This is a genomic window from Streptomyces sp. GL_140 (assembly GCF_057834465.1).
Window position 1 is genome coordinate 498,046 of sequence record NZ_CM174404.1, and the last position, 17,475, is coordinate 515,520.

General features: G+C 73.2%; 12 protein-coding genes. 4 read left to right on the top strand and 8 right to left on the bottom strand.

The window, feature by feature from the left end; genetic code table 11:
• Positions 1–160: 160 nt before the first annotated feature.
• From AC3IYJ_RS02530 to AC3IYJ_RS02565, 8 genes are all read right to left on the bottom strand, one after another.
• On the bottom strand, positions 161–1,294 hold the full coding sequence (locus AC3IYJ_RS02530; protein WP_489399692.1) for an SMI1/KNR4 family protein: 1,134 nt from the start codon (positions 1,292–1,294) through the stop codon (positions 161–163).
• Positions 1,295–1,323: 29 nt separating this feature from the next.
• Positions 1,324–2,352, bottom strand: coding sequence for a DNA polymerase Y family protein (locus AC3IYJ_RS02535; protein WP_489399693.1), 1,029 nt, complete (start codon positions 2,350–2,352; stop codon positions 1,324–1,326).
• Complete coding sequence (locus AC3IYJ_RS02540; protein WP_489399694.1) at positions 2,349–5,786, bottom strand: DNA polymerase III subunit alpha; 3,438 nt, start codon at positions 5,784–5,786, stop codon at positions 2,349–2,351. Before AC3IYJ_RS02540 ends, AC3IYJ_RS02535 begins: the two co-directional genes overlap by 4 nt.
• A gap of 197 nt (positions 5,787–5,983) precedes the next feature.
• Positions 5,984–6,655 carry a response regulator gene (locus AC3IYJ_RS02545; RefSeq protein WP_489399695.1) on the bottom strand — a complete coding sequence of 224 codons (672 nt, stop codon included), beginning with the start codon at positions 6,653–6,655 and terminating at the stop codon, positions 5,984–5,986.
• Positions 6,656–6,699: 44 nt separating this feature from the next.
• Positions 6,700–7,920, bottom strand: coding sequence for a sensor histidine kinase (locus tag AC3IYJ_RS02550; protein WP_489399696.1), 1,221 nt, complete (start codon positions 7,918–7,920; stop codon positions 6,700–6,702).
• A 208-nt stretch (positions 7,921–8,128) separates the two neighbouring features.
• Positions 8,129–10,675, bottom strand: a complete 2,547-nt coding sequence (locus AC3IYJ_RS02555) for a plasma-membrane proton-efflux P-type ATPase (RefSeq protein WP_489399697.1) — start codon at positions 10,673–10,675, stop codon at positions 8,129–8,131.
• Positions 10,676–10,680: 5 nt separating this feature from the next.
• Positions 10,681–11,013 (bottom strand): hypothetical protein, encoded by a 333-nt coding sequence (locus tag AC3IYJ_RS02560; protein WP_489399698.1) that lies wholly within the window; start codon positions 11,011–11,013, stop codon positions 10,681–10,683.
• Between the two features lie 254 nt (positions 11,014–11,267).
• On the bottom strand, positions 11,268–12,380 hold the full coding sequence (locus tag AC3IYJ_RS02565) for an ABC transporter substrate-binding protein (RefSeq protein WP_489399699.1): 1,113 nt from the start codon (positions 12,378–12,380) through the stop codon (positions 11,268–11,270).
• A 250-nt stretch (positions 12,381–12,630) separates the two neighbouring features.
• Here AC3IYJ_RS02565 and AC3IYJ_RS02570 point away from each other — a divergent pair, with 250 nt between their 5' ends.
• The 4 genes from AC3IYJ_RS02570 (at position 12,631) to AC3IYJ_RS02585 (ending at position 17,454) form a co-directional block, all read left to right on the top strand.
• The gene (locus AC3IYJ_RS02570) at positions 12,631–13,068 is read left to right on the top strand and encodes a hypothetical protein (protein ID WP_489399700.1); all 438 of its coding nucleotides are present in this window, start codon (positions 12,631–12,633) and stop codon (positions 13,066–13,068) included.
• 291 nt (positions 13,069–13,359) lie between these two features.
• Positions 13,360–14,820: a hypothetical protein gene (locus AC3IYJ_RS02575; RefSeq protein WP_489399701.1), complete on the top strand. Its 1,461-nt coding sequence runs from the start codon at positions 13,360–13,362 to the stop codon at positions 14,818–14,820.
• A 91-nt stretch (positions 14,821–14,911) separates the two neighbouring features.
• Positions 14,912–16,195, top strand: a complete 1,284-nt coding sequence (locus AC3IYJ_RS02580) for an AAA family ATPase (RefSeq protein WP_489399702.1) — start codon at positions 14,912–14,914, stop codon at positions 16,193–16,195.
• Complete coding sequence (locus AC3IYJ_RS02585; RefSeq protein WP_489399703.1) at positions 16,195–17,454, top strand: vWA domain-containing protein; 1,260 nt, start codon at positions 16,195–16,197, stop codon at positions 17,452–17,454. Before AC3IYJ_RS02580 ends, AC3IYJ_RS02585 begins: the two co-directional genes overlap by 1 nt.
• Positions 17,455–17,475 lie beyond the last annotated feature (21 nt).

Sequence of the window (17,475 nt, forward strand, 5' to 3'; positions counted from 1 at the left end):
CTCATAAGCTTCTTCACGTCATCGCTCTGCGAAGATGTGAAACATCAAATATACGCAGACAAACACCCCGGCCGTCAATCGGCTCCGGGGTGTTTTTGCATGCCGGCCTGGATATCGGGCCCATTCGGTCCGCAGGTGCGCGTTCCGAATCCGATGGCGATCAGTCCAGAGGCGGCCAGGGGCCGGTGAGCAGACGCTCGGCCTCCGCGACGATCTCACCGGCCAGCTGCTCGCGCGTGCCGTGCCGGATCGCCTCCCAGCCGTTGTGGGCGTCGGCCTTGTCGACCAGCGGCCGAAGCGACTGGGGTCGTGCCAGTGCGCCCCAACCCTCGTACGTGATCACGTCGCCGCCGGCTCCGGGGGCCAGACTCCCGTTCACGATCAGCCGGAGCCACCAGCGTACGAGTTCCCAGCGCGCCGCCTCCCAGGGGATGCCGGTGTCATCGCCGGGAAGGCCCTCGGTCGGCCCCAGTTCGGCCAGCACCTTGTCGAAGAGCGCGTCGGCGCTCTCGTGCTCGGTGCGCGACAGGCCGGCGAGCAGCGGAAGCGACTCCGTTCCGACATCGAGGACCAGCGCCGTGAGGGCTGCCTCGATCAGCTGGTGCGGGTAGTGCCGTCGGCCGATCAGTCGCTCCAGTGCCAGCATCCGCAGGCACTCGACAGCCTCCTGCGCGCTGACGGCGTAGGGGGTGAAGGGAGTGGGCAGGGCGACGTCGGTGCCGGAACCGCCGTGGACGAAGTACGACCAGAAGCCGACGGTCGAGTGGCCGGGAAGGCCGCTCGCCCGGCCGGTGAACTCGTGGCGCATGTAGTCGGCAAGGTCGTTGCCGTAGACGATGATGTCGGTCTGGTGGACGGACAGCACGGGGTGACCGCATTCGCCCGCTGTGCCGGGCAGGTAGCGGTGGCTGTAGACGGGGACCAGCCGCGGGACGGCCGCCGGCTCGGCCCGTGCGATCCGCAGCGCTTCGGATGCACCCGCCGGCCTCGGGCTCCAGGCCGGGTGCCAGAAGCCGTTGCGCTCCACGTCGAAGAGCACGCCCTCGACCGGTCCGGAGAGCCTGGCGGCCAGGTCTTCGGGGTCGCCGTTTCGCCAGTCGGGCCAGCTCGGCGATCCGTGCGGGAGCCCGGCGGCAAGGAAAATCCTGTGGTCCGCCGAGAAGGTGAAGCCGAACCGTGCCTCGACCGCGTCGAGTTCCCGCTCGCTGAGGCCGGGCCCGATCTCGGCCCGGAGCATGCTCTGGAGGTCCCTCGCGGTTTCCAGGGTCAGCGGCGGGGGCGATGGTTCGGTCATCCCGGCAGCATAGTGACCCGTACGGACGACTACGGAGCACGGCCCCGGCTGCCGGGGCGGGCCTTCGCGGCTGCCAGGGCGGCCGGGGCCGTCGCGGCGGAGCCGAAGCGGCCGGCGACCCGGTCCAGGACGGGTTCCAGTGCGCGGCGGCTCTCGGTGGGGCGGTCGAAGGTGAGTTGCACGGCGGCGCCGGTGGCGGCGGCCAGGTTTCCGGTCCGGGCGGTGACCGCCCGGATGCGGGCCCGCTGCAGGCCGAGGGAGGCGAACGCGGAGTACAGCACGTCCCGGATCATCGGGGTGTGGGCGGTGGGTTCGCGCAGGGTGCGCGAGCGGGTGCTGGTGGAGCGGTCCGCGTAGGTGACCTGGAGCTCGACGGTACGGGCGGTCTGCCCGGCCGCGCGCAGGCGGGTGCCGAGGTCGCCCGCGGCGGCGAGCAGGGCGCGGCGGATCTGCTCGTGGTCCAGGACGTCGCGGTCGAAGCGGTGGCCGCTGGTGATGGTGGCGGGCGGTCCGGCCGGGGTGACGGCGCGCCGGTCGACGCCGTGGGCGCGTTCGTCGACGAGACGGCCGGTCGAGGCTCCGGCGATGCGCTGGACGGTGGCCACCGGCAGGTCGGCCAGGTCTCCGACCCGCTGGATGCCGTACTTGGCCAAGGAGCGCGCCAGCGCCGGTCCGACACCCGGCAGTTCCCGGACCGGACGGGTCCGCAGGAATCCACGCTGCTCGACGGGGTCGTCGTCCAGCACGGTGACGGTACCGGGGGCGGCGGCGTCGGCGGCCATGGTGGCGAGCATGCGGTTGGGGCCGATCCCGCCGGTGGTGAGCAGGCCGTAGCGGGCGGCGAGGCGGGTCTGGAGCAGGTCGGCGAGCTGGGCCGGCGACTGTCCGAAGTACCGGATGGCTCCGGCCAGTTCGAGGAGTGCGCTGTCCGGCGGGAGGGCCTGGACCACGGGCGTGATGTCTCCGAGCACGGTGAACAGTTCACGGTACGTGTCGAACGGGGCTCCGTGGACGCGCAGGTGGAGGATCGTCACTTCGGTGGGGGCGTTCGCGTTCATCCGGCGCTCCCCTGGCTGGCGTGCCACAGCCGTCCCGCTCCCCCGGATCCGGTCGGGCGGCCGCCCGTGCCGGCTCCGCCGGAGCGAGCGTCGAAGTAGCCGTCGGAGTGATCGGGGCGGGGTTCGGTGGCGAGGAGGGCTCGGACGGCGGCGGCGCCGCCGTCCCGGTGGGTGTCGGCGACGTCCTGGAGGTTCCAGGCGTGGGTGCCGATGACCGAGACGGACTTGCCGCGGCGTGAGACGGCCCCGCGCGCGAGGAGCAGGAAGTGGTGGAACAGCGGGTGGGCCGCCTGCTCGTGGGTGTCGTCGAAGAAGGTGAGGTCGATCTGACCACCAGGGCTGCCGTCGTCCAGGGAGACGAAGATGGTGCGCCGTCCGGAGCGCATCGGCGGCGTCTGGATGGCGACCTTCGCACCGGCCACCAGCACGGTCTCGCCCGCCGGCCGGTCCCCCAGCAGGTAGGAGGGGGTGACGCCGAGCTCGGCCAGCAGCGGGTGCAGCGGTTCCATCAGGTGCCGGGAGGCGTCCATGCCGATGACCTCCAGCTCGGCCTCCAGCTGCTCGCTCTGCGTCATCGCCGGGAGGCCGCTCGGCCGGGTGGGCGAGCCCGCGGTCGGGGCGAGGGTGAGCTGGCCGGGTCCTGCGGTGGCGTGGCGGCCGCGGTGGAGCTCGTCGATCTGCAGGAGCAGGTCGCGGCGACCCGCTCCCGGGGCAAGGGTGGTGAAGGCGCCGATCCGCGCGAGGCGGTCGGCGACCGGGTGCGTGGGCCGGGCGCGGGCCCAGAAGTCGGCGAGGTCCGCGTACGGTCGGCCCGCTTCGATCCGGGCGGCCTGCTCCTCGGTGATGCCGTGGACGTCGGCCAACGAGACCCGAAGGCCCAGCCGGCCGTCCGGAAGCCTTTCGGTGCGGTAACCGGTGGCGGAGTGCTGGACGTCCAGCGGCAGGATCGGGACGCCGCGGCGGCGGGCGTCGGACAGCACCAGCCGCTTCGGGTACATGCCCGGGTCGTGCTCCAGCAGCCCGGCGTAGAACGGCGCCGCGAAGTGCGCCTTCAGCCAGGCGGACTGCAGGGTGGGCAGGGCGAAGGCGGTCGCGTGGCTCTTCGCGAAGCCGTAGGCCCCCATGTTCTCCAGCATCCGCCACACCGAGTCGACCACCTGCGGCCGGTAGCCGGCCGCGGCCGCGCTCCGCCGGTACCAGTCCTGGAGCCTCGCCACGCGCTCCGGCTGGGCCAGGGCGCGGCGCGCTTCCTCGCCCATGGCCAGGTCGCTGCGGGTCATGGTGGAGAACAGGCCGGCCACCTGCTCGTTGTAGATGACCACGCCGTAGGTGGAGCGCAGCCACGGCTCCAGGTCGCAGTGCGGGTAGGTGACGGGCTTCTTGCCGTGCCGGCCGAGGAGGAACGGGCGGATCATGTCCGCCTGCACCGGGCCCGGACGGAACAGCGAGATCTCGGCGACCAGGTCGGCGAAGGTCTCCGGTTGCAGCCGGCCGAGCAGGTCCTTCTGCCCCGGGGACTCCAGCTGGAAGACGCCCAGCGATTCGCCTTCGCGCAGCAGCTCGTAGGCGGCCGGGTCGTCCAGTGGCACCTGGGCGGGGTCGTCCAGGTCGATCCGCTCTCCGGTGGTGCGTTCGATCTCGCGGACCGCGTACGCCATCGAGCTCTGCATCCGCACGCCCAGGACGTCGAGCTTCAGCAGGCCGAGGCCGTCGCCTTCGACGTCCTCCTTGTCGAAGACGGTGGCGGGGAAGCCCTCGGTGGCGGTCGGGACGACCGGGGTGCGCCGCAGCAGGGTGGCGTCGGAGAGGATGACGCCGCAGGGGTGCATCGCGGTGCCGCGCGGCAGGGCGTCGAGGCCTTCGACCAGGTCCCACAGCCGCCCGTAGCGGTCGGCGTGGGCGGCGACCTCCCGCAGTTCCGGGAGTTCGCGCAGCGCGGTGCGGGCCGAGCGGGCGGCGATGTGCGGGAAGGCCTTGGCGAGCCGGCCGACTTCGTCCGGGGGCAGGCCGAGCGCCAGTCCGGCGTCGCGGATCGCCCACCGCACACGGTAGGTCTCCGGCATGCTGAGGGTGCAGACCCGCTCGGTGCCGAACCGGTCGATGATCCGGCGGTAGACGTCCAGGCGCCGGGCGGACTCCACGTCGATGTCTATGTCCGGCAGCGTGCGGCGGCGCAGGTTGACGAATCGCTCCATCAGCAGTCCGTGCTCCAGCGGGTTGGCGAAGGAGATGCCGAGCAGATGCACCACCAGGGAGCCGGCGCCGGAACCCCGGGCCTGCACCCGGATGCCCATCTCCCTTATGTCGTCGACGACTTGGGCGACGGTCAGGGCGTACGAGGGCCAGCCGAGCGTGTTCAGCACCCGGAGCTCCTCCTCCAGGCGGGCGTGCATGGCCGCGGAGCGGTCGTAGCCGTGGCGGACCATCGCCGCCCCGCACCGCTCGCGCAGCGTCCGGGCGGACGTACCGGGGGCCAGGCCGATGACGCGCTCCTCGGGGAAGTGCACGCGGCCGATCCCGAGGTCGGCGTACGGGTCGAGGCGGCACTCGGAGGCGGTGCGGGAGGTGGTGGCGAGCAGGTGCGCGGCCCCGCCGTTCTCCTGTCCGGCCGCCCGGGCGACTTCTTCGGCGAGCTCACCCATCTCGGCGGCGCCCTTGAGCGAGCGCTCGCCGTTGCAGGTGCGGCCGGGCCGGATCGGGGTGAGCAGGCGGGCCGAGTCCAGTACGTCGGCGACCGGCGCCTGGTCCCGGTCCGCGTAGCGGACCGCGTTGGTCAGGACGGCGAGCAGGTCGAGGTCGGCGGCCAGTGCGACGGTGCGGGCGGCCAGCCGGAGCGAACCCGGCCCGGTGCCGGTGCGGCGGTGGTGCACCGCCTCCAGCCGGAGGTACTGCCCGAACACCTCCCGCCACGGCGCGAGCAGCTCGGCCGCCAGGTCCGGACGGCCGGCAGCGAGCGCCCGCACCGGCTCGGACGTCGGCCCCAGCAGTACGGTCAGCCCTTCGGCGTGCTGCTGGATCGCGGACCAGGGGACGATCGGCTGCCCGCCGCCGGCCTGCTGCCGGGCGGCCCAGGCGGCGGTGATCAGCGCGCACAGGTTGGCCCAGCCGACTCCGTCGCGGGCCAGCAGGGTGGCCCGCGGTGCGGAGTCGGCGACGAAGGCACCGCCCCGGGCCGGGGTACGGGCCTTCGGCGGCGCCTGGTCGAGCGGGTCGAGCGGGCCGAGCGGCGGGACCGCGAGGTCCGCGCCGAACAGCGGCCGGATCCCGGACTTCGCACAGGCCTGCGCGAACCGGACCGCACCGGCCACCGTGTCCCGGTCGGTCAGGGCCAGCTCCCGCAGACCCCGCTCGGCCGCCCTCTCGACCAGCCCGCCGGGCAGCGCCGCGCCGTAGCGCACCGAGTAGCCGGAGGCGACGTGCAGGTGCGCAAACATCGCGCCACCACCTCCAGCTCCCTGTCAGCCCCCGATCGTCGACACCCGACTCCCCGTCCGGTCTCTCCAGCGTAGACCGTATTCGATAATCTGTTCGACATGCACGTCAAGGCATTACCACAGGTGGAGTAGTGGTCACGCACCGTTCCCACGCATTCCGCTTCCGGGTGCTTCCGGGTGTCCGGGGCGGGGGCAGCTCAGTGGAGCAGGGCCGTCAGGAGTTCGCGGTGGTCGTTGGCGAGGAGGGCGAGCTGGGTTCGGTTGTCGAGGCCGAATTTGTGGAGGGCGCGGGAGAGGTGGGTCTTGACGGTGCCCTCGGCCAGGCCGAGGCGCTCGCCGATCTCGCGGTTGCCGAGCCCGTCGGCGAGGACGGCCACGCAGCGCAGCTCGCCCTGGGAGAGGGCGCGGATGCGTTCCATGACCTCGGGGGTCGGGGCCGGGTGGTGGTGGGTGGAGAAGCGGCTCATGACGGTGGAGATCACGGCCGGGCTGAGGACCGCGCGGTGTCCGGCCGCGCTGCGCACCGCTTCGCGCATCTCGGCGCCCGAGGCGGTCTTCAGGAGGTAGCCGTCGGCGCCCGCCCGCCAGACCTTCGCCACGTGTTCCTCGTCGGCGATGGTGGTCAGGATCAGGATGCCCAGGTCCGGGTGGGCCTCGCGGAGCAGCCGGGCGGTTTCGGCGCCGTCGAATCCGTCCGGCATGGCGAGGTCGAGGACGACGACGTCGGGGGCATGTTCGGCGACGACCGCCAGGGCCTCGGCTCCGGTGCTCGCCTCGCCCACGATCTCGATGTCCCCCTGGACGGTGAGGATGGTCCTCAGTCCCGCGCGGATGACGTCCTCGTCATCGGTGATCACAATGCGGAGCACTGCTCTCCTCCTTCGTGTCCTTCATGTCCTTCGTGTCCTTCGTTTCAGTGGGCGGCATGGGTGACGTGGGCGACATGAGCACGGAGCAGGTAGCCGCCGTCCCCGTCCGTCGCGGGCCCGGCTTCGAGGGTGCCGCCGAGCGGCTCCAGCCGACTGCGGAGCCCGGCCTGCCCGAGGCCGGTGCCCGGCGCGAGCGACCGTACGGGTGCACCGGGCGGGCCGTTGCGGACGTCCAGCGTCCAGTCGGCCGGACCCGCCCGCAGGGTCAGGCGTACGGCCGAACCGGGCGCGTACCGCAGGATGTTGGTCAGGCCCTCGGTGACCACCCGGCGGGCGGCCTCCCGGTGCGCGGCGGGCAGTCGGCCGAAGGCCTCCGCGAACCCGTCGGCAAGGCGTACGTCGACCCCCGCCGCACGGACGCTGTCGAGCGAGCGGCCCAGGGCGTCGAGCCCGCCCGCCACCGGATCGGGCCGCGGCCCCGGTCCTGGGCCGGCAGGGCTACCGGGACCGGGCGCCGGCGAGGCGTCCAGTTCGCGCAGCCGCAATACGGCGGTCATGCCGCGCAGGTGGTCCGAGGCGGACGCGCACTGCTTCTGCGCCGCGTCGAGCAGCCCGTCCGCGGCCTCGTTCCGGCCGCCCACGGAGCTTCGCAGCGACTCGACCAGGATGTTCAGCAGGGCCACGTCGTGCCCGAGCAGGTCGTGGAACTCCCTTACGAGCCTTCGCCGTTCGGCGTTGACCGCCTCGGCGGCCCGCTCCCTGGCCACCTCCTCCGCCCTGGCCCGCTCCGCCATGTGCCGGCCGCGGGTCATGCCGACGACGATGGTCATGGCCACCGCCAGCACGAGCAGGGCGAGGCTGGAGGCGGAGTTGTCCCGGGCCAGCGGCGGGCCGATGCCCAGCGCTCCGAGGGTGATCAGCTCGGCGGTGGCCGCGGCCCCGAACCACCAGGCGCGGGCGGTGCGCTGGTGGCGGCCGGCGGCGTAGGCGAGGAAGAACAGTGCGGTGAACTTCGCGCTCAGGGCCGTCGCGGCCAGTACCACGGCGGCGGCGAGCGGGAAGCGGGTGCGGCGCCAGAGCAGGGCGGCGCAGGCGACGAGGATGCCGAACCAGCGCAGGAGGGGGTGCGCGGCCCAGGACTCGTGGGTGAGTTCGGCGACGACCTCGAAGGGGACGGTGGCCAGCAGGCAGGCGCCCACCGCGATCCGGTCCCAGGTGACGGGGCCGTACCGGTGCGCCGCCCGGGTGAGCTCGGTCCACTTCACGGGCCCTCCTCCCTTCGCCTGCCGCCCTCGGATTTCGCTGTCCGCCGCCGTCGGCGGTCGCATACGAGCACCCTGCCATCGGGGCGGGGCCCCGCCGGGCCCGGCACGCCACACGGCCGGAGTCCCGCCCGGAACCGGTCCGGGGCGGGACGTGTACGGGCGGGACGCGTACGGGGACGTGCACGAGGGCGTGTACGGGGGACGGCCGTCAGCGGGCGGCGGGGGCGACTCCCGGGCGCCGGTCCAGGAACCAGTGGGCGGCGAGCTTGAGCTGGTCCTCCAGGAGGAAGCAGCAGATCGCGTAGCCCCACACCGCGGCGGCCCAGCCCCAGCCGAGCGGGGTCATGCCGATCCCGAGGACGGTGACGAGGGTGGCGATGGTCTGGGCGGCGCAGACCGCGATCAGCAGCGGCTTGGCCGGGGCCGGGGAGGTCCAGAAGCGGCCGCGGGTGCGGGTCACGAAGATGGTCAGCTGGCCGGAGACCGACAGGCTCAGGTAGACCAGCGAGTGGATCAGGCCGTCGCTCAGGTGGAAGACGTCGCGGCCGAGGACGAAGAGCAGGAAGGTCTCGCCGACACCGACCACGCCCAGCACGGTGGCCACGGTCAGGACTCCGCGCATGTCCCAGGTCACGGGCTTGTGCGAGCCGCGGACCTTGTCGTAGGCGATCGTCAGGATCGCGCCGTCGTTCAGCAGGGCCAGCAGCACGATCATCATCGCGGTGACCGGGAAGAAGTTGTACGCGACGATCGTCAGGGTGATCAGACCGAGCACCCGGATGGTCTCCGTGATGCGGTACGTGGCGTAGTTGATCATCCGCTGGATGATCTCCCGGGCCTGGCTGATGGCGTGGGAGATGACGGACAGGCCGGGGGTCAGCAGGACCACGTCGGCGGCGGCCCGCGCGGCGTCCGTGGCGTCGGCCACGGCGATCCCGGCATCGGCCTGCTTGAGGGCGGGGGCGTCGTTGACCCCGTCGCCGGTCATGCCGACGATGTGGCCGCGTTCCTGGAGCATCTTGACGATGCGGTACTTGTGCTCCGGGAAGACCTGCGCGAACCCGTCCGAGATCTCGACGAGTTCGGCGAGCTCCGCCTCCGGCTTGTCGGCGTCCAGTGCGTGGGTGTCGAGGATGTCGTCGCCCATCCCGATCTGACGGGCCAGCTCCCGGCTGATCGCCACCTGGTCGCCGGTGACCATCTTGACGGACACGCCGAGTTCGTTCGCGGCGGCCACGGTGTCGGCGGTGTCCTCGCGCGGCGGGTCGGCCAGCGGCAGGATGCCGAGCAGGCGCCAGGCGCCCGACTCGTCGGTACGGGCCACGCCCAGCGAACGGAAGCCGCGGGCGGCGAAGGAGTCGGCGATGGCGGCGACTTCGGCGGCGGCCGGGTCTCCGTCGCAGAGCCGGGCGATGACCTGCGGGGCGCCCTTGCTCACGTGGTAGGTGTCCGGGCCTGGGCCGGGACCGGCGCCGAAGCCGACGGTGGCCTCGGTGCGCTTGGTGACCGGGTCGAAGGGGACGAAGTCGGTGACCGGGGCGCCGTGCGCCCAGCCGGTGTCGGAGCCGGCCAGCCGGTCGGTGGCGGTGGAGATGACGATCCGGTCGATGGGGTCGCCGTTCTCGGCGCGGGAGGCCAGTGCGGCGGAGCCGAGAAGGTCGTCCTGGTCGATGCCGTCCGGGACCCAGGGGTCCAGGATCGCGAGGCGGTTCTCGGTGAGGGTGCCGGTCTTGTCGGAGCACAGGATGTCGATGCTGCCCAGTTCCTCGACGGCGGGCAGGTTGGACACCACGGCCCCCCGCTTGGCGAGGTTGCGGGCGCCGACGGCGAGCGTCACGGACATCACGGCGGGCAGGGCGACCGGGACCGAGGCGATGACGACGACGAGCGCGAACTCCAGGACGGAGAGCACCGCGTTGCCGCGTGCCACGGAGACGATGACGGTCAGGGTCACCAGGGCGACGGCCAGCAGGATGAGGTAGTTGCCGATCTTCAGGACGGCCTGCTGGAGGTGACTGACCGTACCGGCCTCGCCCACCAGGGCGGTGGTCCTGCCGAAGAAGCTGTTGGCGCCGGTTCCCTCCACGACGGCGTCGGTCTCGCCGCGCACGATGACCGATCCGGAGTACAGGGTCTCGCCGCGGCCGCGCTCGACGGGCAGGGACTCGCCGGTGAGGGCGGCCTGGTCCACCTCGAGGGTGCCGGACCCGAGGGCCCGTACGTCGGCGGGGACGACGTCCCCGAGTCGGACCCGGACGATGTCGCCCGGAACCAGTTCGCGGACGGCCTCCGTGCGCCAGACCCCGTCGCGCAGGACGCGGGCCTCGGTGGCGAGGCGCTGCTTGAGGGCGGCGATGGCGTTGGCGGCCTCGTGCTCCTCCATGAACGCCACGACGCCGTTGACGGCCAGCAGGACGCCGATGATGACGACGTCGACCCAGTGCTGGACGACGATCGAGAGGATCAGGGCCGTCTCGATCATCCAGGGGATGGGGGCCCAGAAGTAGCCGAGGAACTCCCGCAGCGGGCTTCTGCGCTCCTCGGCGATCTCGTTCGGACCGTGCTCCTGGAGGAGGCGGTGCGCCTCGGCCGTGGTCAGGCCGTCCGGCCAGGAGGCCGGGGACTCGAAATCCTCGGGCTCCTCGGGCTCCTCGGGCTCCTCCGCTTCCCCGGCCACGGCCGGTTCCTCCGATGTGCACAGGGCGGCGGGTGTCGCGGGAACGGTGGGGACGGTGGGAACTGTTTCGGTGCTCATCGTGGTCACTTGCCCCCGTGCAGCAGGGACAGGAAGGAGGGGATCTCCATCGGGCGGGCGCCGCTGGTCATGGCCGTGCGGGCGGTGTCGACGGTGCCGGCGCGCAGGATGCGGATGACGTGGCCGCCGCACCCGGCGCACTCGGAGCGGGTCAGCGGGGAGGGGACGCGCTCGCCGTCCACGGTGCAGAGCGTGCGCTGGACGCCGGTGCCGTCGATGTAGTGCTGGACGTCGTACTGCTTCTCCCAGCCGTACCCGCAGTCGAGGCAGCTGAAGGCGTACGACTCGTGAAGGGTCTCGGGAACGGTGTGGGAGGTGAATTCATCGATTGCGGTCATCACGTGTTCCTCGTGACCGGTAGGGGTTCCTCGTCCGCATCTGCTGCGGTGCCAACGGGGGCCGGTGCCCGGTCTCACTCCGACCTCTTCCAGGAAACGCCTTCGGAACACCTGGTAGGGAACGCGAATGACCTGTCTTACAGGGGCCTGCGCCCACCCCTTCGGGACATTTCGTAAGCGAAAGCGAGTCAGGGGGTCCCCGGGCGGGGCCGCGCCCGCCGAGCTGCTGTTCGGCGGGCGGGGCCGGCCTCCGCTCAGCCGGTGTGCCGGATCCGGAAGCGCTCGGGATACGCCGGGTCCCGGTCGACGACCTGGACGGGAGTCCAGGCCCACTGCCACACGCCGATGCCCGGCGTGCGGGAGAACCGGATCCGCCCGCGGGTGCCTTCGACCTCGACGCGCGACCAGGATTCGGCCGTGCCCGCCCGGTCCGTGCCGTGCGAACGCAGCAGGTCGGCGAGGACGGTGATCGTGTCGTAGCCCTCGAAGGCGACGAACGAGGGCGCTTCGGCCAGCCGCTCGCGCAGGGCCGTCTCGACTCGTGCGCCGAGCGGGCCCAGGCGCTCGGGCAGGTAGCGCAGGAACGGTATCGCGGCGCCGTCCTCACCCAGCGACTTCGCCCATTCGGCGAACTCCGGCTGCCCGGCCGGAGCGCCCATCAGGATCTCGGCGAGGCGCGGGTCGCGGCGGACGGACCTGACGACCGGCACGGCCGGTTCCGGGAAGCCGGTCAGAAGGAGGAGGGCTGTCGCGCCACTGGCGGCGAGCGCGTCGCACAGCTGCGCGGGCGTCAGCCCGCTCATGGCCAGCTCGATGACGGTGCCCCCGCGCGGAGCGAGGTGCTCGCGCAGAATCCGGGCCCCGGATTCCCAGTAGACGCTCGCATCGGCGGCCACGGCGATGCGGCTGTGACCCGCGCCGAGGAGGAAGTCCGCGTAGATCCGCCAGCCGTGGGACTGCGCCGGGGCGAGGCGCGCGACCCATTGCGTCGGCTGTTCGGTGAGGGCGTCGAGCACCGCCGAAGAACAGAGGAACGGCAGGCCGAGGGCGTCGGCCCTGGCCGCGGCGGCGCGGGCGACGACGCTGTGGTACTCCCCCGCCAGGGCGGCCACGCCCAGGCCGGCCAGTTCGTCCACGGCCGCCGCGGCCTTCTGCGGATCGGCCGCGGTGTCCCGGACCACCAGCTCCAGCGGCCTTCCGCCGATCCCGCCCGCCTCGTTGACCTCGCTCACGGCCAACTCGAGTCCAGCGAGCAGATGTTGACCCGCCCCGACCCAGCCGGGCCGGGTCAGCGGTACGAGAGCGCCGATCCGGACGGATGACCCGTCGGTTCGCTCGGCTCCGGATGTCGACGGCGGCGTATTCATGGAGTGGCGTCCCCCGAGTGGTGAACCGGATGCGACCGCGGATGTGACTGCGGATGCGGTCGCGGCCGCGGCCGCGGTCTGCCCGGATCGAAGATTGATCATGGATGGCGCCGAGAGTAGCCGAGCCGGAGTCGGGCGGCCCCGGCACCCCGGCCGACCAGGGGTTCCCTTGATCGAGTCGCCCGTTCGGGAAACGCGTCGCTAGCATCGGAACCGTGCGGGGGAACCGTCCCGATGGGAGTCCGACCTGATGGCCACACAACGCCGCATCGCCCGTCTCCTCGCCGCCGGCACCCTGTCCGCGGCGCTGCTGATCGGTGGGGGCCTCGCGACCGCGGCCACGTCCGCCGCCGCCGCAGCGAAACCGACCCCGAGTGCGACCGCGACACCGACTCCGTCGGCCTCGAAGTCGGCCGCCGGGGAAATCACCCTCAGGGCCACGCCGACCGAGGTGAAGGCCGGCGAGAAGGTCACCTTCACCGGCCGAAGCAAGGGCCTGCCCATCGGCACGAAGGTGGTCCTGCAGCACAAGAACGGGTCCAAGTGGACCACCCTGCATGCCAACACCCTGATCAAGCAGGGCTCCAGCTTCTCCTTCGACAACACCTTCAAGACCAAGGGCAAAGAAGAGCTGCGCGTGACGGCCGGCGACTGGACCTCGCCGTCGGTGACCGTCACCGTCAACTGACTGGCGCCGCGCCTAGGGCTTGTCGTCAAAGTGCCGTCGTCGCCCGGAGGGCGGCCCCGCGGCGTCCGGTGCGTGCTCTCGGCGTGCCGGGCGGAAGTCCGCGTACTGGACGTACGTGGGCTTTCGCCCGGTGCGGCGAAGGGTTTCCCGGCGCTCCCCGGGTCTGCGAGGAGGTCCGGGGGCTCGGTGGAAAAAGCCCTGGCAGGCCGGAAGGCCGGGCGTTACGATCACCGCGATGACCACTTACTCCGTTATGAGATCGGGGGTCCCGTCCGCGCAAGGTGAGTGCTGATGCTCACTCAGACCGCGTACGGGGATTCCCGCCTTTCCTTCTGGCTGCGCGTGCGCGAGTTCGCCGTGCCGCCCTCCATGATCGGGACTGCGACCGCCCGCCGCCTCGCCGGCGACTGGGCGGGGGCGTGCGCCGCCGCAGCCGTCGACATCGATTTCAACCTGCGTCACGTCGCACGCGCCCACGGCCCGGAACTGGCGGCCCGGCTCCGCGCCGATCTCCGCCATCTGGCTCCCGACCTGCTGCGCTGGCACATGCCGAGGATCGCTCCCGACGGGCTGCTGCGCCCGGGTCTGACCATCACCCTGGCCCGGTACGAGGGTGCGCGGCGCGAAGGCGAACGCCCTGTGCATCTCGTCGCCCGGACTCCTCCGGCCTGGGCGGACGCCGGTCAGCGGATCAGCCTCGCGCTGTGGGACGGTTCCCGCTCCCTCCAGGGGACGGGCGCGAGCCACCATCCGCATGCCCGTCCCGACCGGCGGTTCCGCCTGGACCTGCACCGCCACCTGTGGGACGCGCGCAGGACCGATGAGCTCCGGATCCGCTCCGGGGCCGATCGGCCGGCGGATCCCGGCCGTGGTCCGCACCCCGGTCCGCACCCCGATCCCGACCCCGAGGGGCTGGTCCCGCCGGGGCTGCGCCGTGCCGTCGGCCGGTGGGCGGCCGAGGCGGGGATCGTGCTCCGCGCCGAGGGACGCTCCGAGGGACGGCCCGAAGGGCAGCCCGGCGGGACCGTCACCGTACGGCTCGGGGCCCGGCACCGGCTGGACCTGCACCTGGTCCCGGCCGGGAACCGCTCAGGGCCGCCGGAGCTGCGGATCACGGCTGCCGCTCCCGACGCCCGGGCCGCCGCGCCGCCGGTGCTGCCCGACGCGGCGACCTGGGTGCCGCCGGACCTGGAACTGATCCGCAACGGGCTGATCGACGCCGAGCGGCTGCACCCGCTGGTCGCCCGCGCGCTGGCCCCGGACCGCGCCGCGGACCGCGCCCCGGCCGGACCGGCGCCGGCCGCCGACCGGGCGGGAGCACCCCACCTCGTGGAGTGCCGGGGGGCCGTGCACCGGATCGGGCTGGCCGACGGGGTACTGGTCCCGCTGGACCACGATCCGGTCGAGCTCCGGCGCGAGGAGCTGCTGGTCGCGCTGACCGGCACTCCGCTGCCCTGCCTCCAGGCCGTCGACGTGGCCCACCGCCGTCCGGACTGCCTCCCCGGCGTCCGCGAACGCCTCGCCCACGGCGACACCGCCGGTGCGCTGGCTGTCGTGGAGGATCTGCTGGGCCCCGAGGCGCTGCTGCGCACCGGAGCCCTGCTGGACGAACTGGAGAGGGCCGCGCAGCGGCGGATCGCGTACGGACTGTTCAGGGCGGGCCTCGCCGGACGGGCACCCGACCGACTGCCTCCGCGGTCCCCTCGTCCCCGCGACCGGCGCTCGCACCCCCGGCACACGACCGCCCGCTGACCGGGACCCCTGTCCCTCTCCCCTGCTCTCCCCTGCTCTCCCCCGCCTTCGGCGCCTTCCGGCGCCCTCCTCAGCCCAAAGGTGATCAAGCATGCCCGAATTCAGTACGTCCGCCACTGCCGGAGCTCCCACCCCCGCTCCCGCTCCCGCTCCCGCTCCCGCTCCCGCCGCCCAACTCGACGTCGCCGGCGAGCTGCTGGCCCTGCTGCGCGACTCGGCCACCGAACCGCGCGCCGACGACCAGTTGGAGGCCCTGACCCTGGCCGTCGCCGCCGACCTGCCCGTACTCCTGTGGGGCGAACCCGGCATCGGCAAGACCGCGGCGCTGACCCAGCTCGCCGAGTCCCTGGAGCTTCCGCTGACCACGGTGATCGCCAGCGTCCACGAGCCGTCCGACTTCTCCGGCCTTCCCGTCATCGGCGACGATCCCGCGGCGCAGGGGGTCCCGATGGCCCCGCCGGACTGGGCGGTGCGCCTGGTGCGGGCGGGCCGGGGGCTGCTGTTCCTGGACGAGCTGTCCACCGCGCCGCCCGCCGTCCAGGCGGCCCTGCTCCGGCTCGTCCTCGAACGCCGCATCGGCTCCCTCCAACTGCCGCCCGAAGTGCGGATCGTGGCTGCCGCCAACCCCCGCTCTTCGGCGGCGGACGGCTGGGAGCTGAGCCCGCCGCTGGCCAACCGGTTCGTCCACCTCCAGTGGGTGCACGACCACGAGGTCGTCGTACGGGGCCTCGGCGGGACCTGGCCCCGGGCGACCCTGCCCCGCCTCGATCCCGGGCGGCTTCCGGGAGCCGTGGACTTCGCCCGGCGTGCGGTGTGCGGGCTCCTCTCGGCCCGCCCCGGGCTCGTGCACCGGCTGCCCAGTGGTGAGGCCCGCCGGGGCGGACCCTGGCCCTCGCCCCGCAGTTGGGAGATGACCCTGCGCCTGATCGCCTTCGCGACGGCGGCCGGTTCCTCCCGGGACGTGCTGTCCCTGCTGGTCAGGGGCACGGTCGGGGACGGACCGGGGCTGGAGCTGCTGGCGAGCCTGGACCGGATGGACCTCCCGGATCCCGAGGCTCTGCTCGCCGACCCGGCGGGCGCCGATCTGCCCGAGCGCGGCGACCTGCGCCAGGCGGTGCTCGACGGGGTCGTCGAGGCGGTCCGCAACCGCCCCGAGCAGTCCCGCTGGGACGCGGCGTGGGCCCTGCTGGTCCGGGCGTTGGAGACCGGGGCCCCCGACCTGGTGGTGGTCCCCGCGACCGCGCTCGCCGCGCTGCGCCGTGCGGACTGGGAGGTGCCGGAGTCGATCGAGCAGCTCGCCGGGGTGGTCACCCTGTCCCGGCGGGCGGACCGGGCGACGGCCCGGGTCATGGCGACCGCCTCTCAGGCCCGCTGATGGCCCGCGACGCGGCGGGGGCGCCGGACCTCGATCCGACGGGGGCGCTGGACCTGGACAAGCTCTTCGCCGCCCGGCTGCAGGCCGCCCGGGTCCGGCCCTACCTGGCGACAGCCCTGTTCGCCCTGACCGCAGTGGAGTCGCGGCGGGTGCCGACCATGGCCGTCGACCGGCACTGGCGCTGCTACGTCTCGCCGGGGTTCGTGGACCGGACCCCGCTGGAGGAGCTGGCCGGGGTATGGGTGCACGAGGTCTCGCACCTGCTGCGCGACCACCACGGCCGCGGTGACCGGGTGGCCCGGGAGCGGGGGCTGACCGGCCCGGGGGAACGGCTGCGGATGAACATCGCGGCGGACTTCGAGATCAACGACGACGTGTACGGCGAGGGGCTCGCCCGGCCGGAGGGAGCCATCGATCCGTCTTCCCTCAAGCTGCCCCGGGGCCGCCTGATGGAGGACTACCTGGGCCTGTTCGGGCTCGGGCCGTACACCCAGCACATGGCCTGGCTGGACTGCGGCAGCGGCGCCGACGGGCTGGAGCGGGAGTGGGATCTGGGACCGGAGGGCTCGCACGGTCTCAGCGAACAGGAACGGGACGCGGTCCGGTTCCGGGTGGCGCAGGGCATCAGGGGCCGCCCCGGGAACACCCCGCAGGGGTGGAAGCGGTGGGCCGAGGAGGCGTTCCACCCGCCGCAGCAGTGGCGGGAGTTGCTGGGGGCGGCGGTGCGTTCGGCCACCTCCGGGGCCGGTGCGGGCGAGGACTACACCTACGGCCGGCCGTCGCGGCGTTCGGCCGGGCTGCCCGGAGTGGTCCTGCCGAGCCTGCGCCGCAGGCCGCCCCGGGTCTCCGTGATCATCGACACCTCCGCGTCGGTGAGCGACGCCGAACTGGGCAGCGCGCTGCACGAGGTCGCCGCGATCTCCCGGGCCGTGGGCGGGCGCCGCGACCTGATCACCGTACTGCCGTGCGACGCGTCGGCCGAGATCGCGCACTCGCTGTGCCGTTCCGAGGGAATTCCGCTGATCGGTGGGGGCGGTACGGATCTGCGGACGGGTTTCGCCAAGGCGCTGCGCGCTCAGGCCAGGCCCGACGTCATCGTGATCCTGACCGACGGCCAGACGCCGTGGCCGAGCGCACGGCCGTCCTGCCGGACCGTGGTAGGGCTGTTCTCCGGATCGCGCAGGTCGTGGAACGAAGACGATCCCGACTACGTGCCGGACGCCCCGCCCTCGTGGGCGCGCGTGGTGGACATCGGCTGACCTCCGCAATGCGGCGAACGC